Origin of the sequence: Microbispora sp. H11081 (genome assembly GCF_012999535.1) — a bacterium.
GTDB lineage: Bacteria > Actinomycetota > Actinomycetes > Streptosporangiales > Streptosporangiaceae > Microbispora.
This window is the reverse complement of sequence record NZ_JABBWV010000001.1, coordinates 771,003-797,817: the sequence shown is the minus strand read 5'-3', so window position 1 is coordinate 797,817 and position 26,815 is coordinate 771,003. Positions and strand designations below refer to the sequence as shown.

Sequence of the window (26,815 nt, the reverse complement as noted above, 5' to 3'; positions counted from 1 at the left end):
GCGTTCCTTCCGATCGGGGACCACCGGGGCCGCTCCCTGCGAGCGCCCCGGAGTGGGACGTTACTCACTCGGGGACGCCGCCGTATCCGTCACCGGACCGACGCCACCCGAGCCCTTGGTCCTAGATACTCCCTATCATCCTGATCAAGCTGTTTATTCCTCGGACATGCTCGACCCTTCGAGGGCCGCGCGCGACCGGCGCATAGGCTGATCACGTGACACACGCCCAGACGGAGCGCGCGGCGCTCTGCGACCTGCTCGACCACCTCGGCCCCGGAGCGCCCACGCTGTGCGCGGGATGGACGACAGGGGACCTCGCGGCCCACCTCGTCCTGCGTGAGCGCAGGCTCGACGCGGCGCCCGGCATCTCGCTGTCGTTCCTCGCCGGGTACACCGCCGCCGTGCAGGAGCGCCTCAAGCGGCGTCACTCCTACCCCGAGCTGGTCGGGCTCGTCCGGCAGGGGCCGCCGCGCTGGACCCCGTACGGCCTGGTCCCGCGCGTGGACGAGCTGGTCAACACCGTCGAGCTGTTCGTCCATCACGAGGACGTGCGCCGGGCGCAGGACGGCTGGGAGCCCCGCGTCGTCCCGAGGGATTTGCAGGAGACGCTGTGGCACCGGCTGCGCAGCGGCGCCAGGCTCTTCCTGCGCAAGGCCCCCGTGGGGGTCGTGCTGCGCCGTCCCGACGGGGCGAAGGCGGCGGGGCGCATGGCCGAGCCCGCCGTGGTGGTGACCGGCGAGCCGTCGGAGCTGCTGCTGTTCGCCTTCGGCCGGCAGGCGCACGCCCGGGTGGAGTACGACGGGGACGCCGCCGCGGTCGCCCTGCTGCGGGATGCCCGATTGGGGCCATAAAGTTCGATTTCGCGACTTGTCCGAAATTGCCAACGTAAACGCCGGGCAATGGGGCACCATGAGACCAGCCACGATGTGTGGACACCTGGGGAGCCCCGAATGAACCTCAAGAAGGTCCTGACCTACCTGGCCGTCGCGTTCGTGATCTTCTATTTGTTCACGCAGCCCGCGAACGCCGCCGGTGCCGTCAAGACCCTGTTCGGGGGCCTCGCCACGGGGGCCGAACGCCTGTCCGCGTTCTTCACCTCGGTCCTCGCCGGCTGATCGGGCGCCCTTGTCTCACGATGAGGGCGAAACGGGCTCATGTCCTCTCGGCTAGTTATGATCAAAACTGCCGCCGGGTACAAACGACCGGGATACCGACTGCAGGAGGCCCCCCGATGAAGGCGAAGAAGGTTCTTACGTACGCGGCCATCGCGTTCGTGGTCTTCTACCTCTACAGCCAGCCGCAGGCGGCGGCAGGCGCCGTGCGAGGCGTGTTCGACACTGTCAACACCGGAGCCAGCCGGCTGGCGACCTTCTTCACCTCGGTCCTGAGCTGACATGACCTGAGCTGACGTGGTCCTGAGCTGACGCGCCCGGGCCGGCAGGGCATCCGCCTCGCTCCGCCGGCCTCTCCTCCCACTCCGCGGCGACCCCCGGCCGGCCTACCCCGCCCGCCGGTGCTCGCCGAGCTCGAACTCGATGAACGCGCCGATCATCGCCCGCCAGACGGCCTCGGCGACCTCCGGAGAAAGCCCTTCGCGCTCCGCCCTCTCCCGCGCCGCCGTCACGACGCGCTCCACCCGGTCGGGAGCCCGTACGGCCTGCTCGTCGGTCTTGAACGCCGCCGCCGCGCGGACGAGCCTCTGCCGTTCGGCCAGCAGCGTCGTCAACCGGGCGTCGATCTCGTCGATGCCGCGGCGGACCTCGTCGAGCGAGGTGGGGTCGGCCATGTGTTCCCTCCGGTGGTCGGCGATGATCAGTCGCCACCTTAGGGCACGTCGGCCAGGCATGGCCGGTAAAAGGCCACACAATCGCGGATGCCGGTTTTCGTCCATTATCGTCCCGTTTGGGGTGATTGGTATGGACGCTTCCCTCACGATCTGCTGACCATTGAGTAGGCGGACTCCGGAGCGCCGCAGGATCTCTCGACGGACAGGAGACAGCTATGCGTGCGAAGCGTTTCCCGAGCCTGCTGGGCCTGGCGTTCCTCGCGGCCGTCGGTCTCGTGGCGGCCCAACCGGCCCACAACGCGTCCGCCGCCGCCACCGGCTGGGACGGCGACGGATGCTCCTTCTCCGGCTACTACCAGGGCCACCAGTGGCAGTACCAGTCGATGGGGTACTCCTCGCTCGGCACGGGCCCGGACGCCTACCCCACGGCGATCATCGACATCGACTGAGATCGCCGGCTGGAACGCTGGCCGAGACACCCGAGCGGGGGCCGGGACCCCGGCCCCCCGCCGGTGCTCAGCGGACCGGGTGACCGGCCGCGCGCAGCGTGTCCTTGACCTCGTGGATCTTGAGCTGGCCGAAGTGGAAGACCGAGGCGGCCAGCACCGCGTCCGCCCCCGCGTCCACCGCCGGCGGGAAGTCCTCCAGCCGCCCCGCGCCGCCGGAGGCGATCAGCGGCACGCTCACCGCCGCCCGGACGGCCCGCAGCATCTCCAGGTCGAACCCCGACCTGGTGCCGTCGCCGTCCATCGAGTTGAGCAGGATCTCCCCGACGCCGAGCTCCTCCCCGCGCCTGGCCCACTCCACCGCGTCGATGCCGGTCCCGCGGCGCCCGCCGTGGGTGGTGACCTCGAACCCCGAGGGCGTGGGCGGCCCGTCGACCACCCGGCGGGCGTCCACCGACAGCACCACGCACTGCGACCCGAACCTGCGCGAGGCCTCGGTCAGCAGCTCCGGCCTCGCGATGGCGGCGGTGTTGACGCCCACCTTGTCGGCGCCTGCGCGCAGCAGCCGGTCCACGTCGTCGGCCGACCGCACTCCCCCGCCGACGGTCAGCGGGATGAACACCTGCTCGGCCGTACGCCGCACCACGTCGAGCATGGTCTCCCGCCCGCCCGACGAGGCGGTGATGTCGAGGAAGGTCAGCTCGTCGGCCCCCTCGGCGTCGTAGCGGGCGGCCAGCTCGACGGGGTCGCCGGCGTCCCTGAGGTTCTCGAAGTTGACCCCCTTGACGACCCGGCCCGCGTCCACGTCCAGGCAGGGGATCACCCGCACCGCCACCGTCATCGCTCAGCCCTCGCCGTTGCCACGATCCGCCGCCCGATACGCCTCGACCTCGACCTCGACCAGCATGCGCTCGTCGACCAGCCCGGCGATCTGCACGCTGGTGCAGGCGGGCCGCACGTCGCCGAAGAGCTCGCCGTGCGCCTTGCCCACGGCGTCGAAGTCGGCCGCGTTCACCACGTAGAGGCGGGTGCGCACCACGTCGGCCCGGGTGATGCCGGCCTTCTCGACGGCGTCGAGCGCGATGGAGAACGCGGTGAGCGTCTGCCGGTAGGCGTCGCCCACGTGCTGGACCTCGCCGCCCACGGTCGCGGTGCAGCCGGACACGAGCACGTGCGGCCCGGCCACGACCGCGCGGGCGTAGCCGTAGCGGTCCTCCCATGGACCGCCGGAGGAGATCCGCCCTTCTGGCATCGGGGTGCTCATGCGGCGCTCACCGCCGCGAGCGCCTCTTCCAGCGTGAACGCCTGGGCGTACAGCGCCTTGCCCACGATGGCGCCTTCGACGCCGTCCGGCACGAGCGTCGCGATCGCCCGCAGGTCGTCGAGCGAGGAGACCCCGCCGCTGGCGATGACCGGGCGGTCGGTGCGCGCGCAGACCTCGCGCAGCAGGTCGAGGTTGGGACCGCGCAACGTGCCGTCCTTGGTGACGTCGGTGACGACGTAGCGGGGGCAGCCCTCCGACTCCAGCCGGTCGAGCACCTCCCACAGGTCGCCGCCGTCCTGGGTCCAGCCGCGGGCGGCCAGCGTGGTGCCGCGCACGTCCAGCCCCACGGCGATGCGGTCGCCGTACTCGGCGATCGCCCTGGCGCACCACTCGGGGTTCTCCAGCGCGGCGGTGCCGATGTTCACCCGGCGGCAGCCGGTGCCCAGCGCGGCCTCGAGCGAGGCGTCGTCGCGGATCCCGCCGGACAACTCCACGTTGACGTCCAGCGCGCCGACGACGGAGGCGAGCAGTTCGCGGTTGTCCCCGCGGCCGAACGCCGCGTCGAGGTCGACCAGGTGGATCCACTCCGCGCCGGCCTTCTGCCAGGCGAGGGCGGCGGCGAGCGGATCCCCGTACGAGGTCTCCGTCCCCGCCTCGCCCTGCACGAGGCGGACGGCTTGGCCGTCGGCGACGTCGACGGCTGGGAGCAATACGAGGGACATTTGGTCATGACCTCCGGTCGAAGACGATGGTGACGAGCACCGGGAGCAGCAGGATCGAACCGAGGAACACGCCCAGGCGGGCCATCCACGAGTCGAGCAGGATCCAGGCGAGCACCTGGACGAGGAACCACAGCACGGCGACCACGGCGTTCTCCGTGCGGCGGCGGCGGGCGAGATACCCCCGCTGCCTGGCCACCCGCACCGGTCTCGCGGGCCGCGGCAGCACCGCCGCCACGGCTCCCGTGACCGGCCGGACGAGCCGGTCGCGCATCTCGCGCCGCCTGGCGGCTTTGGCCTCGCGCTCGGCGCGGGCCGCCGCGAGGCGTGCGCGCTCGGCTTCGCGCTCGGCCCTCCGGCGGGCCCGTTCCTTGCTCATCGGGCCTCCCGCTCAGGTCCGGTCACAGCGTGGCCGGTAACAGCTTGGCCTATAACAGCGTGGCCGGTGACAGCGTGGCCGGGACCACGCGCGGCGGCCCCGGCGGCGGACGGACACCGTCGCACGCCGCCGACCTCCAGTGTCGCACCGGCGCCCCGGGATTTCGCCTGCCGGTCGCGATCACACCGTGCTCAGCCAGTTGTGCAGCAGCGCGGCCCCGGCGTCCCCGGACTTCTCCGGATGGAACTGGGTGGCCGAGAGGGGACCGTTCTCGGCGGCGGCCACGAACGGCACGCCGTGCTCGGCCCACGTGACCAGCGGCTCGCGAAAGCCGTCGCCGGCCTTCAGCAGCCAGTCGCGCACCCCGTAGGAGTGGACGAAGTAGAAGCGCGCGTCCCCGTCCAGGCCGCGGAACAGCACGCTGCCCTCGGGCGCGGTCACCGTGTTCCACCCCATGTGGGGCAGCACGGGCGCGTCGAGCCGCTCGACCGTGCCGGGCCACTCGCCGCAGCCCTCCGTGTGGACGCCGTGCTCGACGCCCTTCTCGAAAAGGATCTGCATGCCGACGCAGATACCGAGCACCGGGCGCCCGCCGGACAGGCGGCGGCCGATGATCTGGTCGCCGCGCACGGCCTTCAGTCCCTCCATGCACGCCGCGAACGCCCCGACCCCGGGGACGACGAGGCCGTCCGCCTCGACGGCCGCGTCGAAGTCGGCGGTGACGGTGACGTCCGCCCCCACCCGGGCCAGCGCCCTCTCGGCCGAGCGGAGGTTGCCAGAGCCGTAGTCGAGCACGACCACACGCTTGCTCACTGCCACCACATCACCCCCGCGGTGAGCGCCAGGACCGCGCCGACGCCGGTGATCGCCGCCAGCGGCTTCGAGCCCTGCCGGATGCCCGAGATGACCCCGCCGATCAGGAAGAGGCCAATGAAGATCATCCCTCCGGACGCGAAGGTCATCAGAGGACGCCCTTGGTGCTGGGCACCCCTGTCGCCCGCGGGTCCCGCTCCGACGCCTCGCGCAGCGCCCGCGCGAGCGCCTTGAACTGCGCCTCCACGATGTGGTGCGCGTTGCGCCCGTACGGCACGTGCACGTGGAGGCAGACCGCCGCCTGCGCGACGAACGACTCCAGGATGTGCCGGGTCATCGTGGTGTCGTAGTCGGGCCCGATCATCGGGGCCATGCCCTCGGGCTCGGTGTGGATGAGGTACGGCCGGCCGGACAGGTCCACCGTGACCTGCGCGAGCGCCTCGTCCAGCGGGCACGAGGCGCTGCCGAACCGCCGGATGCCCGACTTGTCGCCCAGGGCCTCGCGGAACGCGGCGCCGAGCGCGAGCGAGGTGTCCTCGATCGTGTGGTGGGCGTCGATGTGCAGGTCGCCCTCGGTCTTCACGGTCAGGTCGAACAGGCCGTGCTTGCCCAGCTGGGCGAGCATGTGGTCGTAGAACCCGACACCGGTCGACACGTCGACGGTCCCTGTGCCGTCGAGGGACACCTCGACCAGCACCGACGTCTCCTTCGTGGTGCGCTCGACCCGGCCGCGGCGCTCGGCAAACTCACTCACGCGAGGACTCCCTCCAGCGCGGCGCGGAACGCCGCCATCTCTTCCGGCGTGCCGATCGACACGCGCAGCCAGCCCGCGGGACCGGTCTCCCGGATCAGTACGCCGCGTTCGAGCAGCCCCTCCCACACGGACCGCCGGTCGGCGAACCTGCCGAACAGCACGAAGTTGGCGTCCGAGTCGGCGACCGACAGGCCGCGTCCCCGCAGCCAGTCCACCGTGGCGTCCCGCTCGGCGCGCAGCCCGTCCACCGTGCCCAGCAGCTCCTCGCGGTGCGCCAGCGCGACCCGGGCCGCCGCCTGGGTCAGCGTGGACAGGTGGTAGGGCAGGCGGACCAGCAGCAGGGCGTCCACCACCGCCGGGTCGGCGGCGAGGTAGCCGAGCCTGGTGCCGGCCATCGCGAACGCCTTGGACATGGTCCGCGTCACGATCAGGCGGGGGTTCCCCGGCAGCAGGGTCAGCGCCGACGGCGTGCCCGTGCGGGCGAACTCGGCGTACGCCTCGTCCACGACGACCATGCCGGGCGCGGCGGCGAGGACCCGCTCGATCACCTCCAGCGGCAGGGACGTGCCGGTGGGGTTGTTCGGCGAGGTCAGGAACACCACGTCGGGACGGTGCTCCTCGATCGCGGCCACGGCGGCGCCGGGCTCGATCGAGAAGTCCTCACCCCGCAGCCCCTCGATCCACCGCGTGTTCGTGCCGCCCGCGATGATCGGGTGCATCGAGTACGACGGCTCGAACCCCATGGCCGCGCGGCCGGGGCCGCCGAACGCCTGGAGGATCTGCTGGATGATCTCGTTGGAGCCGTTGGCCGCCCACGTCTGGCGTGCGGTCAGCCCGTGGCCGAGGTAGTCCGCGAGGTCCTTGCGCAGCTCGACGGCGTCCCTGTCCGGGTAGCGGTTGAGCGTGGCCGCGCCCTGCCGCACCGCGTGGGCGAGGTCGTCGACCAGCGCGGCCGACGGCGGGTAGGGGTTCTCGTTCGTGTTGAGCTGGACCGGCACGTCGAGCTGCGGCGCGCCGTACGGGTGTCTGCCGCGCAGGTCGTCGCGGATCGGCAGGTCGTCGAGGGTCGTCATGCGGGCACTTCCCAGTCGAAGCGGGCGCGGATCGCCGCGCCGTGGGCGGGCAGGTCCTCCGCGTCGGCGAGCGCGCACACGTGCGCCGCGGCCCCGGCCAGCGCCTCGCGGCTGTAGTCCACCACGTGGATGCCGCGCAGGAAGGTCTGCACCGACAGCCCCGAGGAGTGGCAGGCGCAGCCGCCGGTCGGCAGCACGTGGTTGGAGCCCGCCATGTAGTCGCCGAGGGACACCGGCGCGTAGGGGCCGATGAAGATCGCGCCGGCGTTGCGCACCCGGGCGGCGACCGCGTGGGCGTCGGCCGTCTGGATCTCCAGGTGCTCGGCGGCGTAGGCGTCCACGACCTTCAGGCCGTCCTCGACGTCCGAGACGAGCACGATGCCCGACTGGCGGCCGGCGAGCGCCTCGGTGATGCGGCCGGAGTGCCGCGTCGCGGCCACCTGGCCGGGCAGCTCCTTCTCCACCGCGTCTGCGAGCTCCGGGCTGGTGGTGACCAGGACGGCCGCCGCGATCACGTCGTGCTCGGCCTGGCTGATCAGGTCGGCGGCGACGTGCGCGGGGTCGGCGGTCTCGTCCGCGAGGATCGCGATCTCGGTCGGGCCCGCCTCGGAGTCGATGCCGATGCGGCCCTTCAGCAGGCGCTTGGCCGCGGCGACCCAGATGTTGCCGGGGCCGGTCACCATCGTGGCCGGGCGGCACTCCTCGGTGCCGTAGGCGAACATCGCGACCGCCTGGGCGCCGCCGACCGCGTACACCTCGTCGACGCCGAGCAGCGCGCAGGCGGCGAGGATCGTGGGGTGCGGGAGCCCGCCGAACTCCTTCTGCGCGGGCGAGGTGACGGCCAGCGAGGGCACGCCCGCCTCCTGCGCGGGCACCACGTTCATGACCACGCTGGAGGGGTAGACGGCCCGGCCGCCCGGGACGTACAGCCCCACGCGGTCGACCGGCACCCAGCGCTCGGTGACCGTGCCGCCGGGCACGACCTGGGTGGTGGTGTCGGTGCGCCGCTGGTCGCGGTGGACCAGGCGGGCGCGGCGGATCGACTCCTCGAGCGCCGCGCGCACGACCGGGTCGAGCTCCCGCAGGGCGCCGGCGAGCGCCTCGGCGGGCACCCTGGCCGACTCGATCTCGACGCCGTCGAACCTCGCGGTCAGCTCCCGTACGGCTGCCGCGCCGCGATGGCGCACGTCCTCGCAGATGGGCCGCACCTTCTCCAGGGCGGCCTCGACGTCGAGTTCGGCTCGGGGCAGCACGTCGCGCAGGTCGGCGGGAAGGGACCCGCGCAGGTCGATACGGGAAATCACCGTCCCAGTCTACGGATGACCAGGGACGGATCCGCGTGTGTCCAGCATGCGGGACAGGTGTTTCAGCCGAGGGCGCACCCCGCCGGAGCTGGGACGTCGTCGTTCCCGTCGATTTCCGGGCTGCCCGCTTGACAGGTTTTCGGGCATTGATCCACACTCTCGGCCATCAACAGTCACATTCGGTCAGCCGGAGGCCGGTCTCTTGCTCCCCGCACAGCGTCACCAGCGGATCATCGAAGCCCTCGGACGGAAGGGGACCGTGCGCACCGAGGACCTGGCCGCGCTGCTCGGCGTCTCCCACGAGACCGTACGGCGCGACCTGGCGATCCTGGAGCGCCGGGCGCTGCTCGTCCGCGTCCACGGCGGGGCGACCTCGGCGCCCTCGGGCACCGGTGAGGAGCTGTCCTACCTGGAGCGCTCGACGAGCCAGTCCGAGGCGAAGGCCGTGATCGGCGAACTCGCCGCGCACCTCCTGAGGCCGGGCCAGACCGTGATCATCGACGTGGGCACCACGGCCGTCCACGTCGCCAGGGCCGTCCCCCCGTCCTTCCGCGGGGTGGTCGCCACCTGCTCGCTGCTGGTGGCGGCCGAACTCGCGGGCCGTCCCGGGGTGGAGGTGCTGGTGTCGGGCGGGCGCGTGCGGCAGGGCGACCTCGCCGTCTCCAACGCCCACACGCTCGGGTTCTTCCAGGACCTGCGCGCCGACGTGGCCTTCCTCGGCTCGGGCGGCCTGGACGCGGAGGCCGGGCTCACCGACTACTTCCTGGACGAGGTCGCGACCAAACGCGTGATCCTCGCCACCACCGCACGGACGTACGTGCTCGCCGACACCGCGAAGCACGGCAGGGTCGCCGCTTACCGGGTGTGCGGCCTCGACGGCCTTTCCGGTCTCATCACCGACGGGGAACCCCCTGCCCCGCTCGCATCCGCCCTGGTCACGGCGGATGTGGAGGTGATCAGACCATAGGGTGGTCCGGCGGCGCGGCCACGCCGCCGGCCCGGGCCGTCGCGACTCACCCAGCTCCAGCGAGGAGACGATCCATGTCCCATCCCTCCACGCGCCGGCCTCGCGGTGATCGAATCGGGACCGCGGACCAGGCCGGCGAACCGGTGGATTTCCTGTGAGCGCGCCGGCCGTACTGGCGATCGACCAGGGCACCTCGGGCACGAAGGCGATCGTGGTGGACGGAGACGGCGCGGTCCTCGCGCTGGCCGAGGTGCCCGTCCACACGGCGTACCTGCCCGGCGGGCGGGTCGAGCAGGACCCCTTCGAGCTGCTCGCCTCCGTGCTGGCCGCGGGCCGGCGGGCCGAGGAGGTCTGCGCCGGCCTCGCCGGGCACGCGGAGAGGGTCGCCGAGCTGACAGGCCTCGTGCTCGACCCGTACTTCTCCGCGTCCAAGATGACCTGGATCCGCCGCACCGCGCTGCCGGCGGAGGGCTGCCTGTCGGCGGGCGACGCCAAGTGCACGTACGGCACCGGGGCGTTCCTGCTCGCCAACACCGGCGAGCGGGCCGTCCGCTGATCGAGACGGGGGGAGACACGTGAATCCGCGAGTGAGCAGGTCGGGGCCGCTGCCGGACGGGACGGCCGACGTGGCGGTGATCGGCGGCGGCGTCGTCGGCGCCGCCGTGGCCCGCGAGCTGGCGGGCCGCGAATCGGACGGCCGCCCGCTGTCCGTGGTCCTGGTCGAGGCCAGGGCCGACGTCGGCGACGGCACCAGCAAGGCCAGCACCGCGATCCTGCACACGGGCTTCGACGCGACGCCTGGCACGCTGGAGTCGCGGCTGGTGCGGCGGGGATACGAGCTGCTCGGCGAGTACGCCGGGCGCGCCGGCGTCCCGGTCGAGCGGACCGGCGCGGTGCTCGTCGCCTGGACCGCCGAGGAGCTCGCCGCGCTGCCCGGGCTGGCCGCCAAGGCGGCGAAGAACGGCTACCTGGAGTGCGAGACCCTGGGCGCCGAGGAGGTCTACCGGCTCGTCCCGGCCCTCGGCCCTGGCGTGCTCGGCGGGCTCACCGTGCCCGGCGAGGCGATCATCTGCCCGTGGACCACCACGCTCGCGTTCTCCCTGGACGCGCTGGCCCGCGGCGCCCACGTGGTGCTCAACGCGCGGGTCAAGGGCGTCGAGCACGACGCCGGCGAGGAGACTCTTCTGCTGACCAGCAGGGGCACGCTGCGGGCCCGCTGGGTCGTCAACGCCGCAGGGCTGGGGTCCGGCGCCATCGACCGCCTCTTCGGGCACGAGCGGTTCACCGTCACGCCGCGCAGGGGCGAACTGCTGGTCTTCGACAAGATGGCCAGGCCGCTGGCCGACCGCATCGTGCTGCCCGTGCCCAGCTCGCGCGGCAAGGGCGTGCTGATCAGCCCGACCATCTACGGCAACGTCATGCTCGGCCCCACGGCGGAGGACCTGCGCGACCACGCCGACACCTCCACCTCTGAGGCGGGGTTCGCCTTCCTGGTCGACAAGGGCCTCGCCCTCATGCCGGCGCTGCTGCAGGAAGAGGTCACGGCCTCCTACGCGGGGCTGCGGGCGGCCACCGAGCACGGCGACTACCAGGTCCACCTCGACGCCGCGCGGCGGTACCTCGTGCTCGGCGGCATCCGGTCCACCGGGCTGACCTCGTCGATGGCCCTCGCCGAGCACGCCGCCGGGCTGCTGGCCGAGACGGGACTCGTCACCTCCGTACGCGACGACCTGCCCGATCCGCCCCGGATGCCCAACATCGGCGAGGCGTTCCCCCGGCCGTACGCGTGCGACGACCTCATCGGCGAGGACCCGGCGTACGGGACCGTCGTCTGCTTCTGCGAGCGGGTCACCGCCGGGGAGATCAGGGACGCGCTGGCCTCCCCGCTCCCCCCTGCCGACCTCGACGGCCTGCGCCGCCGCACCCGGGCCATGATGGGCCGCTGCCAGGGCTTCTTCTGCGGAGCCGAGATCGGCGAACGCCTCGCACCGCTGGAGGAGCCGCGATGAACGTCACCACCCCCGATGTCGCCGTCGTGGGCGGCGGCCCCTCCGGGCTGACCGCCGCCGCCGGTCTCGCGGCCGCCGGGCTGCGCGTGCTGGTGCTCGACCGGGAACGCGAGGCCGGGGGCGTCCCCCGGCACAGCGACCACACCGGCTACGGCCTGCGGGACCTGCGCACGCTGATGACCGGCCCGGCGTACGCCCGGCTGCTGGCCAACCGCGCGCTGGAGGCGGGCGCCCTGGTGCGCACCTCGGCGATGGTCACCGGCTGGGCCGGGGAGCGCTTACTCGACGTCACCACCCCGGAGGGACGCCTGCGGGTGGACGCCGGCGCCGTCGTCCTCGCCACCGGCGCCAGGGAACGGCCGCGTACGGCCCGGATGGTGCCGGGCGACCGGCCTCCGGGCGTGCTGACGACCGGTCAGCTGCAGAATGTGGTCCACCTCCACCACGGCAGGGTGGGCACGCGGGCCGTGATCGTCGGAGCCGAGCCGGTGAGCTGGTCGGCCGTGCTCACGCTGCGCGAGGCGGGCTGCCGCACCGTGCTGATGACCACCGAGCACGCCAGGCCCGAGTCGTACGCGGCGTTCAGCGTGCCGGGGCGGGCCGCGCTGCGGGTGCCGGTCGCCACCGCCACCAGGGTCGTGCGGATCAGCGGCCGCGACGCCGTCGAGTCCGTGGAGGTCGAGGACCTGCGCACGGGCGAACGCCGGACGGTGCCCTGCGACACGGTGGTGTTCACCGGCGGCTGGATCCCCGACCACGAGCTGGCCCGGGCGGCCGGGCTGGCGATGGACCCCGGCAGCCGGGGCCCGGTGGTGGACAACACCCTGGCCACCAGCCGTCCCGGGGTCTTCGCCATCGGCAACCTGGTCCACCCGGTGGACACCGCCGACGTGGCGGCTCTCGACGGCCGTCACGTGGTGCGCCACGTCCAGGCGTACCTCGCCGCGGGTTCCCCCGCCGCCTCCCGCACCGTGGACCGGTCCGCCGCGAGGGACTTCCCTTACACGGCACGTCCCTCCGGCAGCGGAACGAGTCCCGGGACCGGCACCGGCGGTGCTCACGGCGACGACGAGTCCGGGAACGCCGGAGGCCGCGAGACCGGCGGCACGTTCGCGGATGCGATCCCGCTGCGGGCCGAGGCGCCGTTCCGATGGGTCTTCCCCGGCCTGGTCCGGCCGGGCGCGGGCGCGCCGCCGCGCCGCCGGATCCTGCTGTGGGCTACCGAGCACCGTCCGATCGCCCGGGTCGTCGTGACTCAGGACGGCCGCGAGATCGCCCGCCGCACACTGCCGTGGCCGGTCTCCCCCGGGCGGGTGTTCCGGGTGCCGTCGTCCCTGCTGTCCGCCGCGGACCCGCGCGGCGGCGCGATCACCATCTCGCTGGCCTGACCGCGGGCCCCGCTGCCCGTGATTCCGCCACCGGTACCGCCGGCGACCCCCGGGCACCGGCACCGCCGCCGTCAGCCAGCGCGGTCGACAACGTTCTCGCGGTCCACGGCGTACTGTTCGCGGATCGCCGGCACGGCGTCCGCCTCGTGCGTCTCGACCTGCCCGAGCGTCCACGACGGCGGCCGCTGCCCGCTGCTGCCCGGCGATCGAGGCGGACGCCACGTCGTCCAGTCCGCCGGCCTGCGCGACCGCGTCGGACAGCGCGGCCTCCCACGCGGCCGGCGGCACGGCGGTGCCGACGGGGTGGGGTGCGCGACCTTCGCGCACCGGTTCCCCGGTCTCGGCGTCGCCGATGACGACTTTGCACGACTGGGCCGACGAGTCGACCCCGGCGACGAGGGGCACCGGTCCTCCGGGGGGTTGTCGGGTGCAGGCAGGTGGCGCGGCTGGTCGGCGGAGGGCGCGGGCCGGATGCCGACGGCGCACGCCTTCGACCGCCTTGCCGAGTTCTTCGATGCCTTGTGGGCGGCTGTCATGCCCATCACCGCTGTGCTCAGGCCTCCGCCACTCGGCTGCTCGCGGCCTCGTCGTTGCGCACCGGCTCTGCGGCGGGTCGGCGGTTCGCCGGCTTGCCCGCCGGCAGAGCGATGGCGGGGATGACCGCGGCGACGGCGATGCCGGCCGCCCACCAGAACGCGCCCTGGAACGCGCCGGTGGCGCCGTGGCCGAGGAGCGACTGCAGGACGACGGCCACGATCGCGGTGCCGAACGAGGCGCCCACCTGCTGGACGATGCGGGTGTTCATGGTGGCGTGCGGGATGCCTGCCGGTTGGATGTCCCGGTAGGCGAGGGACATCGGAGGGATCAGCACCGCCCCGATCCCCAGACCGCGAACCAGCAGCACGGCTCCCAGCCACGACAGGCTCGTGTCCGGCCCGGCGAGCGCGAACGGGACGGTGGCGACGGCGGCGAGCAGGAAGCCGGCGATCGTCACGGCTCGCGCCCCGAACCGGTCGACCACCTTGCCGATCAGGAAGCGCGAGGCGAGCGCGCCCACGCCCTGCGGAATCATCAGCAGCCCGGCGCCCAGCACGCTGTCGCCGCGCAGTTGCTGGTAGTACAGCGGCAGCAGGAACATGCCGGCGTACATCGCCGCGCCGGCGGTGAACAGGACCGCGGACGCACTGCCAAGCGAGCGCACGCGCAGCAGCCGCACGTCGACGATCGGCTCGCGCTCGCCAGGCCGGGACGCCCAGGCGATGAACGCGCCCAGCAGGACGACCCCGGCCGACAGCGGCACCAGCACCCCGGCGTGGCCGATCCCGCCATGCTCCGACAGCCGCGAGAGGCCGAGCAGGATCCCCGTCAGCGCCGGCGCGAGCAGCACCAGGCCGATCCAGTCCAGGCGCCCGCGCCCGGCTGAGGAGCCGGGACGGTCGGCAGGCAGGAACCGCCACGCCAGCAGCAGCCCGGCGGCGATCACCGGCACGTTGACGAGGAACAGCCAGCGCCAGCTCAGCCAGTTGAGTATCACGCCGCCGATCACCGGGCCGAGGATCGGACCAAGCGCGATCGGCAGGCTGACGGCCGCCATCAGCCGGCTGCTGACACGCCCGCCCGCGGCTCTCACCGCGAGCGTCTGCATCAACGGGAAGATCAGCCCGGCACCGAAGCCCTGCAGCGCCCGGAACCCGATCAGGCCGGCGTCGTTCCACGCCACCGCGCACAGCACCGAGGCGAGCACGAACAGCACCAGCGCGGCCATCCAGGCCCGCTTGCCGCCCCAGCGGCGCTCCGCCCACCCGGTGACCGGGATCGCGACGGCCATCGCCAGCAGGAAACCGGTGGTGACCCACTGGATCGTGTCGGCGGTCGAGTGCAGCTTCACCGCCAGCGTGTGGATCGCCAGCGTGACCATCGTCGAGTCGAGGATCGCCGCGATCCCGCCCACGATCAGCGCGATCAGCGCGTTCTTCACCTGCGGCGACAGCCTCGCCTCGGTGGTCTCTGTCATCGCCCCGCCCGCACATTAAGAGTGGAATCCATCTCTTAGGAGAGTAGGGCGGCTTTGCTAGGGAATGCAAACCTTCCTTATGATTGGAGTCGTGACCACAGCCGGCGCCGAGCCCTCTCGCCAACGCCGACGCGGGCCCGAACTCGAGGCCGCGTTGCTGGACGCAGCCTGGGACGAGCTGGCCGAGGTCGGCTTCGCGAAGCTGACCATGGAGTCCGTCGCGTCCCGTGCCGGCACCGGCATCGCCGTGCTCTACCGCCGCTGGGACAACAAGGACCAGCTCGTGCTCGCCGCGCTGGAGCACTATCGGAACAGCCATCCGGTCGACCTCCCCGACACCGGGACGCTGCGCGGCGACCTCCTCGCCGCGCTGACCGCCATGGGCGAGGCCCGCGCCGCCTTCTCCGCCATCGCCGCGGCCACCGCCTTCTCGGGGCTACTGGCCAGCACCGGGCTCACCCCCGCCCAGGCACGCGACAGGATCATCGGCGACCAGCGGCTCTCACGCGTTCGGGCCATCTACCAGCGTGCCCATGACCGTGGTGAGATCGACCTGGAACGGATCCCTCCCGCGGTGCTCGCCATGCCGTTCGACCTGGTGCGCCACGACCTGCTCATGGACCTCGAACCCCTGAAGCCGCCCCGCATCCGATCGATCGTCGACGAGCTCTTCCTCCCCCTCGTTCGCAGCCACCACAACGGGCCGGGTCAGGCGGGAGCAATCTGACCTGACTCATGTCCCGGCGCGGGAGAATGAGCACATGGAGATCTGGATCAATCCGGCCTGCTCGAAGTGCCGGTCGGCCTTGTCGCTGCTGGACGCCGAGGGCGCCGGGTACACGATCCGGCACTACCTGGAGGACCCGCCGAGCGCGGAGGAACTCACCGAGATCCTGCGTCGCCTCGGACTGGAACCCTGGGACGTGGCCCGCCTCGGCGAGCCCGTCGCGGCGGAGCTCGGCATCGGGTCGTGGCCGCGCGACGAGGGGGCCCGGGGGCGGTGGGTCGAGGCCATGGCGGCTCATCCGATCCTGATCCAGCGGCCGATCATCACCGCCGACGACGGCAGCGCCGTGGTGGCCCGCTCCCCCGAGGCGGTGCGCTCCGTTCTGCCCGGAACGCACCCTGGCGTGCGGGGGGAGGCGCACTAGGCTTGCCGTCGTGAGCAAGACCAAGAGCAAGGGCGGCCAGGGCACTCCGGCGACCGTCGCCCTCACGCAGGCCAAGGCGGAGTTCACCCTTCACCCCTACGACCATGACCCGAACGCCCAGGCGTACGGGGAGGAGGCGGCCGACGCGCTCGGCCTGCCGTACGAGCGGATCTTCAAGACGCTGGTGGCGGAGACCGAGACGGGCCTGGCGGTCGCGGTCGTGCCGGTGGCGGGCAAGCTAGACCTCAAGGCGTTCGCCGCGGCGCTGAAGGGCAAGCGGGCGGCGATGGCCGACTCGGCGAAGGTGGAGCGGGTCACCGGCTACGTCGTGGGAGGGATCAGCCCGCTCGGGCAGCGCAAGCGGCTGCCGACCGTGGTGGACGAGTCGGCGCTCGGCTTCGAGACGATCTACTTCTCCGCGGGGCGGCGTGGCCTGCAGATCGAGACGGCTCCGGCCAACCTCATCCGGCTCGCGCAGGCCGTGACCGCGCCCATCGCCAAGGCCTGAACCTACGGGGAGACATGGACGAGCTGGTCAACCTCACCGCGACCGAGATGGCCGCGCTCCTTGGTGCCCGCGAGGTGAGCGCGGTCGAGCTGACGGAGGCGTGCCTGCGGCAAATCGACGAGACGAACCCGCGGGTCAACGCCATCGTGACGCTGATGGCCGAGCGGGCGCTGGACCAGGCCGCGCGCGCCGACGAGGAACTGCGGCGCGGCCAGGTGCGCGGAGCGCTGCATGGCATCCCGGTCGCGCACAAGGACCTCGCCGACACCGCGGGCGTGCGGACGACGTACGGCTCGCCGGCCTTCGCGAACCACGTGCCCGCTGAGGACGACCCGCTGGTTCTGCGCATCCGCGAGGCGGGCGGGATCGCGCTCGGCAAGACGAACACGCCGGAGTTCGGCACCGGCTCGCACACGGTCAACGAGGTGTTCGGAGCGACGCTCAATCCCTACGACCTGTCGAAGAGCGCGGGCGGCAGCAGCGGCGGCGCGGCGGCGGCGCTCGCGTGCCGGATGGTGCCGCTCGCCGACGGCTCCGACATGGGCGGGTCGCTGCGCAACCCGGCGTCGTTCTGCAACGTGGCGGGCCTGCGGCCCACCCCCGGGCGGGTGCCGGCGAGGTCGGCGACGGCGGCGTGGTTCACCCTCAGCGTGCCGGGCCCGATGGCCCGCACCGCCGCCGACCTGGCGCTGTTCATGTCGGCCATCGCCGGGTTCGACCCGGTCTCCCCGTTCTCCATCCGCGAGGACGGCAGCGTGTTCGCGTCATCGCTGGACATGGACGTCACCGGCGTACGCGTGGCCTTCAGCCCGGACCTGGGCGGCCTCCCTGTCGACCCGCGGACGGCCGCGGCGACGGCGCGGGCAGCCGAGACGCTGTCCGCGCTGGGCGCCAAGGTCGAGCAGGTCGACCTGGACCTGTCCGACGCCGAGGAGGCGTTCCGCGTCTACCGGTCGTGGTACTACGCGCTCAGCTTCGGCGAGCTCCCCGAGGTCGGCCCCAACGTGGCCTGGAACGTGGAGCAGGGGCGGAGGGTCACCGGAGCCGACCTCGCCCGGGCCGAGCGGCTGCGCACCGGCCTGTTCCATCGCATGCGGGAGTTCTTCGGCCGGTACGACTTCCTGGTGGGGCCCGTCAGCCAGGTGCCGCCGTTCCCGGTCGGGCAGCCGTACGTCACGGAGGTGGCGGGGGTGCCGATGCCCGACTACCTGGCGTGGATGCGCTCGTGCTACTGGGTCAGCGTGCTGCACGCGCCCGCGATGTCGGTGCCGTGCGGGTTCACCCCCGAGGGTCTCCCCGTCGGCCTGCAGATCGTCGGCAGGCCGTGGGCCGACATGGACGTCCTGCGCCTCGGGCACGCCTTCGAGCAGGCGACCGGCCTCTGGCGGACCGAGCCGGGCCTGGACGCTCCCCAGCTCTAGCGGCGCTGGTTGTAGGTCACGGCGAACTCGACGACCCAGAAGGCCGTGGTGGCGACGAGCGGCCAGGCGAACAGCACGCCGTGCGCGGTCAGGTCCAGGGAGCTCGTGGTGGTGTAGCCGCCCGCGCCCGCCGCCTGGACCACGCCCTTGGCCCTTCCCCCGACCAGCATCGCGACGTACCCGGCGAGCAGACCTCCGGCCGTGAGTCCCAGGAGGATCCCGACCGGCCGGTCACGCGCGAGCAGGTACCCGGCGACCGCGCAGATAAGGCCGAAAGCGCCAGTCACGGCGGCGAACCATCCGTCGGCCTCGATGAGGGACTGCGTCTCGGGGTCGGCCAGGTGCGGCGCCCCGTCGATCAGCACGTACCGCGTGGCGGGGGCGAGCGCCGACCACACGTATCCGGCGGCCACGCCGAGAACGGCGAGCACGACGACGGTCACCACGGCCGTCGCCAGATTGCCCCTCAGATGCCGCACCGTCCCGATAGTACCCACATGGTAATCGGGTCCGGCCCCGTTACTCTTGCTAAGCCGGGCGCAGGGGACGCACGGCATCGTGTTGGCCAAGGAGGCCGAGTGAGCGAAGAGGTATGGCAGATCGACCCGTCCGGCCCGTTGCGGGGAGACGTGGAGGTCCGGGGATCGAAGAACGCGGTCTCCAAACACATGGTGGCGGCGATGCTCGGGACCGGTCCGAGCACGCTGCACAACGCCCCCGAGGTCGGCGAGGTGGGGCTGACCGCCGCCATGCTGGAAGCCCTCGGCATCCATGTGGAGATCACGCCGGGTGAGGTCGCCATCGAGCGCGGCAGCGAGATCCGGCCGCGCGTGCCGGAGGAGTACACCGGCCTCAACCGCATCCCGATTCTCATGCTCGGCCCGCTGCTGCATCTGGCGGGTGAGGCGTTCGTCCCCCTCGTCGGCGGCGACCCCATCGGCAGGCGCCCGGTCAACTTCCACGTCGAGGCGCTGCGGTCGATGGGCGCGGAGATCGAGGTCGGCGACAACGGCATCACCGCGAAGGCGACCCGTTTGCGCGGTAACCGCATCACGCTCCCCTACCCCAGCGTGGGCGCCACCGAGACGATCCTCATGACGGCGGTGCTCGCGGAGGGCAAGACCGTCATCAAGGGCGCGGCGATGGAGCCCGAGGTGGTCGAACTGGCGCTGTTCCTCCAGCGCATGGGCGCGATGATCGAGCTGAGCCCGGACCGCCGCATCGTCATCGAGGGCGTCGAGAAGCTGCGCGGCGCCTCCACCTGGCTGGCCGGCGACCGCATCGAGGCGTTCTCGTACCTGGTGGCGGGTCTCGTCACGGGCGGCGAGGTGCGCGTGCACGGCTGTCACCAGGACCGGCTCGTCACCGCCATCACCACGCTGGCGAGGATGGGCGCGCGGTTCGAGATCACCGACGACTGGCTGTGCGCCTCCGCCCCGGACGGCCTGCGGGCGGCGGCGGTGCAGACCGACACCCATCCGGGTTTCATGACGGACTGGCAGACGCCGCTGATGGTGCTGTTCACCCGCGCTGAGGGCATGTCGGTGCTGCACGAGACGGTGTTCGAGAACCGGCTCGTGTACGTGCCCGCGCTGCAGAAGATGGGCTGCGAGATCGAGGTGTTCGCCCAGTGCCTGGGCGGCCCGGCCTGCCGCTATCACGACACCAACGCCAAGCACTCGGCGGTCGTGCGCGGAGTGTCCAATCTGCGCGGGGCCGACGTGACGCTGCCGGACATCCGCGCCGGGTTCTCCGCGGTGCTGGCCGCCGCCGTGGCCGAGGGCACCTCGACCCTGCGGGGCGTCAACCACATCGAACGCGGCTACCACAGACCCTTCGAACAGTTCACCTCCCTCGGGTTGAAGATCAACAGGATCACGTAAAGCTTTGCGGCGGCCGGGTTTGGACAAACGCCAGAGGTCGCACTGATATCCCGTGACCTCTCGTCTACTCGGCGTCACTCTCGGGCGCACCGTCCTCGCGCTGGGCCTGTGCGGCACGGCCGGGGGCACCCTCGTCGCCGGGCTGGCGATGCCCCTCGTGGGCGGAGCCGGCCTGGCGGCCAGGAGCGCCGCGTCCACGCTCACCCGCCTGCCCGCGCCGCTGCGCGAGGAGCCGCTGCCCGAGGTGACGCGGCTGCTCGACCGCAACGGGCGTCAGATCGCGCAGTTCTATTACCAGAACCGGCAGTCGGTGCCGCTGAGCGCGGTCGCCCCGGTGATGCGCCGGGCCATCGTGGCCATCGAGGACGCCAGGTTCTACGAGCACGGCGGCCTGGACATCAAGGGCACGCTCCGCGCCTTCGTCACCAACACCAGGGCCGGCGGCATCCGGCAGGGCGGCTCGTCCATCAGCCAGCAGCTCGTCAAGAACATCATGCTGAACCAGGCCGAGTCGGAGGACGAACGGGCGCAGGCCCTCATGCGCTCGTTCCGCCGCAAGTTCGACGAACTGCGGTACGCGCTGGCGCTCGAACGCAAATACACCAAGGACCAGATCCTGGAGCGCTACCTCAACATCGCCTACTTCGGCGCGGGGGCGTTCGGCGTGCAGTCCGCGGCCAGGCGGTTCTTCGGCGTGGACGCCGCCGATCTCACGCTCCCGCAGGCGGCGACGCTCGCCGGCGCCGTGCGCACGCCGTACGACACCGACCCCACCCTCGGCGACGAGCACAGGGACCGGCTGCGGGCCCGGCGTGACCTGGTCCTGCGCCGGATGGCCGAGCTCGGGGCGATCGACGCGAGCGCGGCGCGCACCGCCGCGGCGGAGCCGCTGGCGCTGCGCATGCGGCCGGAGCCCGGCGGCTGCGCCGGCAGCGCCCACCCCTTCTTCTGCGTGTACGTGGAGCGCGAGGTGCTCGGCAATCCCGCGTTCGGATACTCCAGGGCCGACCGGGAGCGGCGCCTGCAGCGGGGCGGGCTGACCATCTGGACGACCATCGACCCGGCCGCGCAACGGGCCGCGGAGCGTGCCATCGCCGCGCGGGTCAGGCCACGCGACCACCAGGTGGCCTCGGAGACCATGATCGAGCCGGGCACCGGGCACATCCGCGCGATGGCGGTGAGCAAGCGGTACGGGCGCAACCCGCACGACCGCGACCTCGGGCCCGCCACCACCTACAACCTGGCGGCCGACACCGCCCACGGCGGCGGGCTCGGCCTGCAGGCGGGCTCCACGTTCAAGGTGTTCACGCTGGCCACCGCGCTCAAGCAGGGCATGCGGTTCGGCGACGGCTTCACGATCCCCGGCGCGTACGTCCCGTCGTACGGCTACCGCGACTGCTCGGGCAGGGCCGTCAACGACCCGCACACCGTCATCCGCAACGCCGGTGGCGAGGGCGGCGGCGGGCCGTACAGCCTGGAGATGGGCACCTGGCAGTCGGTGAACATCTTCTACATGCGGCTGGAGCGCGAGGTCGGCCTGTGCGACGTGGTGCAGACGGCCAAATCGCTGGGCATCGGGCGGGCGGACGGCACGGCGCTGCGCGAGGTGCCGACGTTCACACTCGGGGCCAACGAGATGGACCCCACCACGGTGGCGGCGGCGTACGCGGCGTTCGCCGCCCGCGGCCGCTACTGCCGGCCGCTGGCCATCACCGCCGTGGTGGAGCACGACGGCACCCGCACCGACATCCCGCCGGCCTGTGTGACGGCGCTGGAGCCCGAGGTCGCCGACGCGGTGAGCCACGTGCTCACGGGGGTCTTCACCAAGGGCACGATGCGCGGCCAGTCCATCGGGCGGCCCGCCGCGGGCAAGACGGGCACCAACAACGGTTACACCTCGGCCTGGTTCGCCGGGTACACACCCGGTCTCGCCGCCGCCGTCAGCGTGGGCGACATCCGCGGCTCCTACCGTTATCCGCTCACCGGTGTCACCATCGGCGGCCGCTACTACGGCTCGGTGCAGGGCGCCTCGCTGCCTGGCCCGATCTGGGTGGACTCGATGCGCGCGGCCCTGCGGGGCACCCCCGTGTACGGCTTCGCCCCGCCCGACATGGCCCGTTTCGGCGGCGGGTTCACGCCGGGCCTGAAGGAGGCGCTGGAGAAACAGCGCAAGAAGGAGAAGAAGAAGGCGCAGGAGGAGGCGCGGAAGAAGGAGGAACGCGAGGCGCGGGAGGCCGGGGGCGGGCACCCCGGAGCGGACGCCGCGGCGGCCCGTGCTTCCTCGCCGCCCGTCTCAGGAGCCGCCGGTCGCTGAGCCGGTGCCGTGATCGGCGTCCCTGGTCTCCTCCGACAGGCGCAGTCCGGCCTCGATCACGGCGTTCATGATCGGGGCGAGCAGCCCGGCGCCGAGAGCCGGCGCGCGGCGGGCCATGGCGGCGACGAGGCGTCGCTCGCGTTCCATGTCCCTGCCCCGGAAACCGCCGACGGGCTTGAGCCGCTGGATCCGCCCGGCCAGCGCGGCCCGGCGTTCGAGGAGCGTGGCGAGGGCCGCGTCGACCCGGTCGATCGCGCCCCGGGCGCCGTCGAGGGTGTCGGGGGCCTCAGGCCGCAGGACCGCCGCCACGACGGTCGCCGCCTCGTGCGCCGCCGCGAGAGCCCGCACGGGCGCGCCGGGCCCGACCAGCAGGCCGTCCGCCCCCGCCGCCACCGCCGCGTCCGCCAGTGCCCCGTCGCCGCCGAGCCCGGCGAGCGCGGGGCGGCCGGTGCGCTCCCGCGCCGCGCGCATGAGCCCGAGGTCGGGCGCGGCGTCCTCAGGCTCCGCCCGCCCGCCGCTCTCGCAGAGCACGATCGCCTCGTTGCCCTCGGCCGCGCAGTCGTCCACGGCGGCCAGCCACTCCTCCAGCGTCGCCGTCCGCCCGCCCACGACGCCCCGCTGGAGGACGACGGGCAGTCCGAGCCGGGCCACGGCGCGGACGAGGCCGGAATCGCACGCCCAGGCCGCCCCGACCACCACTCCGTCGGCGTGCCTGGCCACGGCGGGCAGGCAGGCGACCGAGGCGGGCTCCACCAGCAGGGGGCCCGCCCAGCTCGCCCGTGCCTCGATGATCGCGGTCTCGGTGGTCGCGGTCTCGACAGTCGCGGTCTCGGCGGGCAGGCGCAGCCAGCGGGCGTCCTGACCGCCGACGACCACCACGGGTAGCCCGTCGCCGATCACCAGGTCACCGATCCGTACGGCGTCTCGGTCGAGTTGGGCTGCCTTCGACATGTGGGCTCCTCCATTGCCGCGTGTCCATTGCCGCGTGCGAACCGGCCGGGTGACAACAAAAAAGGCAGAGACGCTGGCGTCCCTGCCTCAGGCCGGCTCCGGATGGTCGCTAGCTCACCTTCACGCGACCGGCTCTCCCGGAGCCGGCCTCGTAAACGAGCTGAATGTACCCATAACGAGGACCTTAGCAGCGCCGGGTCACCGCTCGAACCGATTTGTCTCGGATTTCGGGATCGTCGGCGATGGATGCGGTTGATCCCTTTGCCATCCGTGGGACGATTCATAAGTCCAGGAAGGGGTTCGAGTGTCGCGTGCGGAAGGCCGGCTCGTCGGAGGCCGGTACCAGTTGTTGGAGCCGATCGGCCGGGGTGGCATGGGCGTCGTCTGGCGCGCCCACGACGAATTGCTGGACCGCGCGGTCGCGGTCAAGGAGGTCCGCTACGACAGCGCCATGGGCGACCAGCTCAGCGACCTCAACCGCAGGACCATGCGTGAGGCCCGGGCCGCCGGGCGCCTCACCCACCCGAACGTGGTGGTCGTCCACGACGTGATCGAGGAGGACGACCGGCCCTGGATCATCATGCAGCTCGTCGCCTCCCGCTCGCTCGGGCAGGTGATCAGGGAGGACGGCCCGCTCTCCCCCGAGCGCACCGTTGAGATCGGGCTGCAGATCCTGGACGCGCTGCGCGCCGCGCATCGGCAGGGCGTGCTGCACCGCGACGTCAAACCGGAGAACGTGCTGCTCACCGACGACAGCCGGGTGGTCCTCACCGACTTCGGCATCGCCCGGCTCGAAGCGGACTCCACCATGACCCGCACCGGCCTCGTCGGCACCCCCGCCTTCATCGCCCCGGAACGCCTCCGCGGCGAGGCCGCCCAGCGCGAGTCGGACCTGTGGTCGCTGGGCGCCACGCTCTACACGGCGGTCGAGGGGAAGCCCCCGCACGACCGCGGCATGGCGATGGCCACCATGCACGCCGTCCTGAACGAGGACCCTGCCGCGCCGCGGCGCGCGGGCGCGCTCGGTCCCGTGCTGCTGCGGATGCTCGCCAAGGAGCCCGCCGACCGGCCGGGTTACGAGGAGCTGACCCGCGAGCTCAAGCGGGCGTCGCGCGACCTTGCCCCGCCGCCGTCTCAGCCCGCCGCCGCACCGGAGGCCCCGCCGCCGTCCCGGCCCGCCGCCGCGCCGGAGGCCACGGCGCCGTCCCCTCTGCCGCCCGCCCGGGAACCGGCTCCGCAGCCGTCCCCGCAACCGGATCCGGAGCCGTCGTCACAGTCGGCTTCGCAGTCGGCCTCACAGTCGGGCGACGCGGCCACGGGTCCCGGTGAGATCACCTCGCCCATCCCCGTCATCCGGGACGACCATCGGACCCCTCCGGAGGAGGACGTCCCGCCGCCCATGCCGGAGACCGGCGCACAGGCCCCACCGCCCGTCCGTACGGCGCCCAGAATCGCCGCCCCCACGGCGGAGAGCCGGCAACGCGCGGACGACCCGGTGCCGGACGCCGGGCCGCGGCACGAGCCGCAGGCGCGGGGCGGCCTGCTGAAGGTCGCGCTGGTCCTCATTCCCGCGCTGCTGGTCGTCGCGGGCCTCGCGGGCTACTTCGGGCTGCAGTCGGGCGGCAACGACACGGGGGGCACGCCCGCCGCCGGATCGGACCCCAGCACCGGGAAGCCCTCCGCCGCCGCGCCCTCCTCTGTCGCGCCGTCCTCCGCCGACCCGTCCTCCTCGGACGAGCCGGCGGAATCGCCGTCCGCCGAGCCGTCCGCCCAGCCCTCCCCCGAGCCCTCCCCCGAGAGCGAGGAGCCCGGGCCCGGGGACGTCCCCGACGGCTGGCACGAGTACAAGCACTCGAGCGGGTTCTCCATCGCGCTGCCGAAGGGGTGGAGCGTCGACGGCAGGGGCAACGGCGAGGTTCGCTTCCGCGGCGACGCGCACACCTACCTGGAGGTGCACCACACCTCCAGTCCGGAGTCGGACGCGCTGAAGGTGTGGCGGCGCGACGTGCCGGGGATGAGCCGTAACTTCCCCGGCTACGAACTCGTCGAGATCCGTGAGGTCAAGGACTTCTGGAAGACCGCGGCCGACTGGGAGTTCACCTTCGGCGACAGCCGGTTCCGCTCCCGGGTGATCGACCGCGGGTTCGTCACCGACAAGAACAACGGCTACGCGCTGCTCTACAAGACCCAGGACAAGGACTGGAAGAAGAAGAAAAAGCTGTTCGAGACCATGGCCGCCACCTTCAAGCCGGCGAAGTAGCGGTCGTCAGCGGGAGTAGTGCTCGACCACGAGCTGCTCGTCGACCGGGACCGCGATCTCCTCGCGTACGGGGCGCCGCAGCAGGGTGAAGCGCAGCCCGCGATGGTCGACGTCCAGGTAGGGGGCGGTGCGCTCGTCCGCGTACGTGCCCTCGGCCGCGGCGACGAACGGCTGCATCCGGGCCGACCGGTCTCGTACGGTCACCGACTGGCCCGGCTTGACCTGGTAGCTCGGGATGTCCACCTTGCGGCCGTCGACCGCGATGTGCCCGTGGTTCACGTACTGCCGGGCGGCGTAGATCGACGGCGCCAGGCCGGCCCGCAGGACGAGGGAGGGGAGCCGGGTCTCCAGGAGCGCGACCAGTTCCTCTCCTGACCGGCCGGGACGGCGGACGGCGAGGTCCCAGTAGCGGCGGAGCTGGCGTTCCGGCACGTCGTAGTACCAGCGGAGCTTCTGCTTCTCCAGCAGCCGCATGCCGTAGTCGCCGGTGTTGCGCCGGCTCGTCTTGCGGCCGTGCTCCCCCGGCGGGTAGGGCCGGGCCTCGAAGTACTTCACCGCCTTGCGGGTGAGCGGAACGCCCGCCCGCCGCGACAGCCGCACCTTCGGTCCCGTGTAACGCATGACGCCTCTTTCCAAGTTAGGTGAGCCTTACTAAGGTGAGCCTAACCTACATTGAAGGAGCTCCCCATGCGGCATCCCGTTACCGCTCCCCCGGTCCCCGAACGCGTACGCACTCTCGCGGCGCTGTCGGCGCCCACGCACGTCTCGGTCGCCGGGTCGGACGTGCCCGCGGCCGTCGCCCGCGGCGGCGTGGACGGCAGGGGCCGGCCGGTCCTGCTGGTGAAGCCGGGCGAGGTCCTGTACGGCGCGCCCGCCGAGACCCTGGTGACGGTCGACCTCTCAGCGAGCAGGGAGGTCGGCGGGGCCGCGCGGGCTCGCGCGCTGCTGAAGGTGCGCGGGTGGACGCGGCCCGTGCCCGTGGAGGAGGCGCGCGCCGCCGCCGTGGCCATCGCGGAGACGTGCCCCGACGAGGACCTGTTCGCGGCCGTCGAGGGCGACGGCCGGGCGCTGCTGCGCGTCGACGTCTGCCACGTGATCTACCTCACCGGCCAGGAGTCGGGCGTCCTCGACGCCGAGACCTACCTCGCCTCGGCGCCCGACCCGCTGCTCGCGGTGGCCGAACGCATGGTCCGCCACGTCAACGAGTCCCACCGAAGGCAGTTGAGGGAGACGGCGGAGAGACTGACGGGGGAACCGGCCCAGGAGGTCTGGCTGTGGGAGGTGGACCGCTACGGCGCCACCCTGCGGCCGGGGCCCGGGCATCTCATCCGGGTCCCCTGGGCGGAGCCCGTAGCGACGCCCGAAGCGCTCGAACACGCCCTGGCCTTCTTGCTGTCGCCGTGAAAGCCGT

30 protein-coding genes are annotated in these 26,815 nt (G+C 72.8%); 16 read left to right on the top strand and 14 right to left on the bottom strand.

The features are described from left to right. Window positions 1-215 precede the first annotated feature (215 nt). The 3 genes from HHX31_RS03570 to HHX31_RS03560 all read left to right on the top strand — a co-directional run bounded on the left by HHX31_RS03570 (window position 216) and on the right by HHX31_RS03560 (window position 1,393). Window positions 216-851, top strand: a complete 636-nt coding sequence (locus tag HHX31_RS03570; RefSeq protein WP_169944928.1) for a TIGR03085 family metal-binding protein — start codon at window positions 216-218, stop codon at window positions 849-851. A gap of 99 nt (window positions 852-950) precedes the next feature. Further along, entirely contained in the window at window positions 951-1,115 is a 165-nt protein-coding gene (locus HHX31_RS03565) for a hypothetical protein (RefSeq protein ID WP_169944926.1), read from the top strand. A gap of 116 nt (window positions 1,116-1,231) precedes the next feature. Next, a complete protein-coding gene (locus HHX31_RS03560) occupies window positions 1,232-1,393 on the top strand; it encodes a hypothetical protein (RefSeq protein ID WP_167530286.1) in 162 nt (53 codons plus the stop codon). A gap of 105 nt (window positions 1,394-1,498) precedes the next feature. On the opposite strand, the gene HHX31_RS03555 is transcribed toward HHX31_RS03560, so the two are convergent. Continuing rightward, entirely contained in the window at window positions 1,499-1,786 is a 288-nt protein-coding gene (locus tag HHX31_RS03555) for a chorismate mutase (protein ID WP_169944924.1), read from the bottom strand. 215 nt (window positions 1,787-2,001) lie between these two features. On the opposite strand from HHX31_RS03555, the gene HHX31_RS03550 reads away from it, so the two are divergent. Next, window positions 2,002-2,235: a hypothetical protein gene (locus tag HHX31_RS03550; protein ID WP_169944922.1), complete on the top strand. Its 234-nt coding sequence runs from the start codon at window positions 2,002-2,004 to the stop codon at window positions 2,233-2,235. A gap of 67 nt (window positions 2,236-2,302) precedes the next feature. Here HHX31_RS03550 and hisF read toward each other — a convergent pair whose 3' ends face one another. The 9 genes from hisF to hisD all read right to left on the bottom strand — a co-directional run bounded on the left by hisF (window position 2,303) and on the right by hisD (window position 8,538). Next, complete coding sequence (hisF, locus tag HHX31_RS03545) at window positions 2,303-3,073, bottom strand: imidazole glycerol phosphate synthase subunit HisF (RefSeq protein WP_169944920.1); 771 nt, start codon at window positions 3,071-3,073, stop codon at window positions 2,303-2,305. 3 nt (window positions 3,074-3,076) lie between these two features. After that, window positions 3,077-3,496 carry a RidA family protein gene (locus tag HHX31_RS03540; protein WP_211589178.1) on the bottom strand — a complete coding sequence of 140 codons (420 nt, stop codon included), beginning with the start codon at window positions 3,494-3,496 and terminating at the stop codon, window positions 3,077-3,079. Beyond that, the gene (gene priA / locus HHX31_RS03535; RefSeq protein ID WP_169944918.1) at window positions 3,493-4,218 is read right to left on the bottom strand and encodes a bifunctional 1-(5-phosphoribosyl)-5-((5-phosphoribosylamino)methylideneamino)imidazole-4-carboxamide isomerase/phosphoribosylanthranilate isomerase PriA; all 726 of its coding nucleotides are present in this window, start codon (window positions 4,216-4,218) and stop codon (window positions 3,493-3,495) included. The genes HHX31_RS03540 and priA overlap by 4 nt, the downstream gene beginning before the upstream one ends. Before the next feature lie 4 nt (window positions 4,219-4,222). Further along, window positions 4,223-4,594, bottom strand: coding sequence for a hypothetical protein (locus tag HHX31_RS03530; protein ID WP_169944915.1), 372 nt, complete (start codon window positions 4,592-4,594; stop codon window positions 4,223-4,225). A 180-nt stretch (window positions 4,595-4,774) separates the two neighbouring features. After that, on the bottom strand, window positions 4,775-5,407 hold the full coding sequence (gene hisH, locus HHX31_RS03525) for an imidazole glycerol phosphate synthase subunit HisH (RefSeq protein ID WP_169944913.1): 633 nt from the start codon (window positions 5,405-5,407) through the stop codon (window positions 4,775-4,777). Next, window positions 5,404-5,535: a hypothetical protein gene (locus HHX31_RS34935; protein WP_283244365.1), complete on the bottom strand. Its 132-nt coding sequence runs from the start codon at window positions 5,533-5,535 to the stop codon at window positions 5,404-5,406. The genes hisH and HHX31_RS34935 overlap by 4 nt, the downstream gene beginning before the upstream one ends. Before the next feature lie 20 nt (window positions 5,536-5,555). Next, entirely contained in the window at window positions 5,556-6,161 is a 606-nt protein-coding gene (gene hisB, locus HHX31_RS03520; RefSeq protein WP_169944911.1) for an imidazoleglycerol-phosphate dehydratase HisB, read from the bottom strand. Beyond that, window positions 6,158-7,234 carry a histidinol-phosphate transaminase gene (locus tag HHX31_RS03515; RefSeq protein ID WP_169944909.1) on the bottom strand — a complete coding sequence of 359 codons (1,077 nt, stop codon included), beginning with the start codon at window positions 7,232-7,234 and terminating at the stop codon, window positions 6,158-6,160. Before HHX31_RS03515 ends, hisB begins: the two co-directional genes overlap by 4 nt. After that, window positions 7,231-8,538 carry a histidinol dehydrogenase gene (gene hisD, locus HHX31_RS03510; protein ID WP_169944907.1) on the bottom strand — a complete coding sequence of 436 codons (1,308 nt, stop codon included), beginning with the start codon at window positions 8,536-8,538 and terminating at the stop codon, window positions 7,231-7,233. Before hisD ends, HHX31_RS03515 begins: the two co-directional genes overlap by 4 nt. Before the next feature lie 202 nt (window positions 8,539-8,740). On the opposite strand from hisD, the gene HHX31_RS03505 reads away from it, so the two are divergent. The 4 genes from HHX31_RS03505 to HHX31_RS03490 all read left to right on the top strand — a co-directional run bounded on the left by HHX31_RS03505 (window position 8,741) and on the right by HHX31_RS03490 (window position 12,902). Then, a complete protein-coding gene (locus tag HHX31_RS03505; RefSeq protein WP_169944905.1) occupies window positions 8,741-9,505 on the top strand; it encodes a DeoR/GlpR family DNA-binding transcription regulator in 765 nt (254 codons plus the stop codon). A 154-nt stretch (window positions 9,506-9,659) separates the two neighbouring features. Beyond that, window positions 9,660-10,061 (top strand): FGGY family carbohydrate kinase, encoded by a 402-nt coding sequence (locus HHX31_RS03500; RefSeq protein WP_169944903.1) that lies wholly within the window; start codon window positions 9,660-9,662, stop codon window positions 10,059-10,061. Window positions 10,062-10,080: 19 nt separating this feature from the next. Beyond that, on the top strand, window positions 10,081-11,514 hold the full coding sequence (locus HHX31_RS03495) for an NAD(P)/FAD-dependent oxidoreductase (RefSeq protein ID WP_311931338.1): 1,434 nt from the start codon (window positions 10,081-10,083) through the stop codon (window positions 11,512-11,514). Continuing rightward, on the top strand, window positions 11,511-12,902 hold the full coding sequence (locus HHX31_RS03490) for an NAD(P)/FAD-dependent oxidoreductase (RefSeq protein WP_249345356.1): 1,392 nt from the start codon (window positions 11,511-11,513) through the stop codon (window positions 12,900-12,902). Before HHX31_RS03495 ends, HHX31_RS03490 begins: the two co-directional genes overlap by 4 nt. A gap of 553 nt (window positions 12,903-13,455) precedes the next feature. Here HHX31_RS03490 and HHX31_RS03485 read toward each other — a convergent pair. After that, window positions 13,456-14,916: a DHA2 family efflux MFS transporter permease subunit gene (locus HHX31_RS03485; protein ID WP_169944902.1), complete on the bottom strand. Its 1,461-nt coding sequence runs from the start codon at window positions 14,914-14,916 to the stop codon at window positions 13,456-13,458. Between the two features lie 91 nt (window positions 14,917-15,007). Here HHX31_RS03485 and HHX31_RS03480 point away from each other — a divergent pair, with 91 nt between their 5' ends. From HHX31_RS03480 to HHX31_RS03465, 4 genes are read left to right on the top strand one after another with little or no spacing between them, the layout of a single operon-like run. After that, window positions 15,008-15,643, top strand: coding sequence for a TetR/AcrR family transcriptional regulator (locus HHX31_RS03480; protein ID WP_311931335.1), 636 nt, complete (start codon window positions 15,008-15,010; stop codon window positions 15,641-15,643). Between the two features lie 34 nt (window positions 15,644-15,677). Then, the gene (locus HHX31_RS03475; protein WP_169944900.1) at window positions 15,678-16,067 is read left to right on the top strand and encodes an arsenate reductase family protein; all 390 of its coding nucleotides are present in this window, start codon (window positions 15,678-15,680) and stop codon (window positions 16,065-16,067) included. A gap of 10 nt (window positions 16,068-16,077) precedes the next feature. After that, a complete protein-coding gene (gene ybaK / locus HHX31_RS03470; RefSeq protein ID WP_169944899.1) occupies window positions 16,078-16,575 on the top strand; it encodes a Cys-tRNA(Pro) deacylase in 498 nt (165 codons plus the stop codon). A 14-nt stretch (window positions 16,576-16,589) separates the two neighbouring features. After that, window positions 16,590-17,996 (top strand): amidase, encoded by a 1,407-nt coding sequence (locus tag HHX31_RS03465; protein ID WP_169944897.1) that lies wholly within the window; start codon window positions 16,590-16,592, stop codon window positions 17,994-17,996. Here HHX31_RS03465 and HHX31_RS03460 read toward each other — a convergent pair. Further along, on the bottom strand, window positions 17,993-18,475 hold the full coding sequence (locus tag HHX31_RS03460) for a hypothetical protein (protein ID WP_169944896.1): 483 nt from the start codon (window positions 18,473-18,475) through the stop codon (window positions 17,993-17,995). The genes HHX31_RS03465 and HHX31_RS03460 overlap by 4 nt on opposite strands. A 99-nt stretch (window positions 18,476-18,574) precedes the next feature. On the opposite strand from HHX31_RS03460, the gene murA reads away from it, so the two are divergent. Continuing rightward, a complete protein-coding gene (gene murA / locus HHX31_RS03455) occupies window positions 18,575-19,879 on the top strand; it encodes a UDP-N-acetylglucosamine 1-carboxyvinyltransferase (protein WP_169944882.1) in 1,305 nt (434 codons plus the stop codon). A 52-nt stretch (window positions 19,880-19,931) separates the two neighbouring features. After that, window positions 19,932-22,193 carry a transglycosylase domain-containing protein gene (locus HHX31_RS03450; RefSeq protein ID WP_311931331.1) on the top strand — a complete coding sequence of 754 codons (2,262 nt, stop codon included), beginning with the start codon at window positions 19,932-19,934 and terminating at the stop codon, window positions 22,191-22,193. Here the strand turns inward: HHX31_RS03450 and HHX31_RS35895 are convergent. After that, a complete protein-coding gene (locus HHX31_RS35895; RefSeq protein ID WP_169944881.1) occupies window positions 22,173-23,144 on the bottom strand; it encodes a chorismate mutase in 972 nt (323 codons plus the stop codon). The genes HHX31_RS03450 and HHX31_RS35895 overlap by 21 nt on opposite strands. Before the next feature lie 304 nt (window positions 23,145-23,448). On the opposite strand from HHX31_RS35895, the gene HHX31_RS03440 reads away from it, so the two are divergent. After that, complete coding sequence (locus HHX31_RS03440; protein ID WP_169944879.1) at window positions 23,449-25,404, top strand: serine/threonine-protein kinase; 1,956 nt, start codon at window positions 23,449-23,451, stop codon at window positions 25,402-25,404. A gap of 6 nt (window positions 25,405-25,410) precedes the next feature. On the opposite strand, the gene rpsD is transcribed toward HHX31_RS03440, so the two are convergent. Continuing rightward, the gene (gene rpsD, locus HHX31_RS03435) at window positions 25,411-26,025 is read right to left on the bottom strand and encodes a 30S ribosomal protein S4 (protein ID WP_169944878.1); all 615 of its coding nucleotides are present in this window, start codon (window positions 26,023-26,025) and stop codon (window positions 25,411-25,413) included. Window positions 26,026-26,091: 66 nt separating this feature from the next. On the opposite strand from rpsD, the gene HHX31_RS03430 reads away from it, so the two are divergent. Next, window positions 26,092-26,808, top strand: a complete 717-nt coding sequence (locus HHX31_RS03430) for a DUF2470 domain-containing protein (protein ID WP_169944876.1) — start codon at window positions 26,092-26,094, stop codon at window positions 26,806-26,808. Window positions 26,809-26,815: the final 7 nt, after the last annotated feature.

Excerpts from the sequence above, each read along its gene's own strand:
- HHX31_RS03565 (WP_169944926.1), top strand. The coding sequence starts at position 951 with ATGAACCTCAAGAAGGTCCTGACCTACCTGGCCGTCGCGTTCGTGATC.
- HHX31_RS03560 (WP_167530286.1), top strand. The coding sequence starts at position 1,232 with ATGAAGGCGAAGAAGGTTCTTACGTACGCGGCCATCGCGTTCGTGGTC.
- HHX31_RS03555 (WP_169944924.1), bottom strand. The coding sequence starts at position 1,786 with ATGGCCGACCCCACCTCGCTCGACGAGGTCCGCCGCGGCATCGACGAG.
- HHX31_RS03550 (WP_169944922.1), top strand. The coding sequence starts at position 2,002 with ATGCGTGCGAAGCGTTTCCCGAGCCTGCTGGGCCTGGCGTTCCTCGCG.
- hisF (WP_169944920.1), bottom strand. The coding sequence starts at position 3,073 with ATGACGGTGGCGGTGCGGGTGATCCCCTGCCTGGACGTGGACGCGGGC.
- HHX31_RS03540 (WP_211589178.1), bottom strand. The coding sequence starts at position 3,496 with ATGAGCACCCCGATGCCAGAAGGGCGGATCTCCTCCGGCGGTCCATGG.
- priA (WP_169944918.1), bottom strand. The coding sequence starts at position 4,218 with ATGTCCCTCGTATTGCTCCCAGCCGTCGACGTCGCCGACGGCCAAGCC.
- HHX31_RS03530 (WP_169944915.1), bottom strand. The coding sequence starts at position 4,594 with ATGAGCAAGGAACGGGCCCGCCGGAGGGCCGAGCGCGAAGCCGAGCGC.
- HHX31_RS34935 (WP_283244365.1), bottom strand. The coding sequence starts at position 5,535 with ATGATCTTCATTGGCCTCTTCCTGATCGGCGGGGTCATCTCGGGCATC.
- HHX31_RS03515 (WP_169944909.1), bottom strand. The coding sequence starts at position 7,234 with ATGACGACCCTCGACGACCTGCCGATCCGCGACGACCTGCGCGGCAGA.
- HHX31_RS03490 (WP_249345356.1), top strand. The coding sequence starts at position 11,511 with ATGAACGTCACCACCCCCGATGTCGCCGTCGTGGGCGGCGGCCCCTCC.
- HHX31_RS03485 (WP_169944902.1), bottom strand. The coding sequence starts at position 14,916 with ATGACAGAGACCACCGAGGCGAGGCTGTCGCCGCAGGTGAAGAACGCG.
- HHX31_RS03475 (WP_169944900.1), top strand. The coding sequence starts at position 15,678 with ATGGAGATCTGGATCAATCCGGCCTGCTCGAAGTGCCGGTCGGCCTTG.
- HHX31_RS03465 (WP_169944897.1), top strand. The coding sequence starts at position 16,590 with ATGGACGAGCTGGTCAACCTCACCGCGACCGAGATGGCCGCGCTCCTT.
- HHX31_RS35895 (WP_169944881.1), bottom strand. The coding sequence starts at position 23,144 with ATGTCGAAGGCAGCCCAACTCGACCGAGACGCCGTACGGATCGGTGAC.
- rpsD (WP_169944878.1), bottom strand. The coding sequence starts at position 26,025 with ATGCGTTACACGGGACCGAAGGTGCGGCTGTCGCGGCGGGCGGGCGTT.
- HHX31_RS03430 (WP_169944876.1), top strand. The coding sequence starts at position 26,092 with ATGCGGCATCCCGTTACCGCTCCCCCGGTCCCCGAACGCGTACGCACT.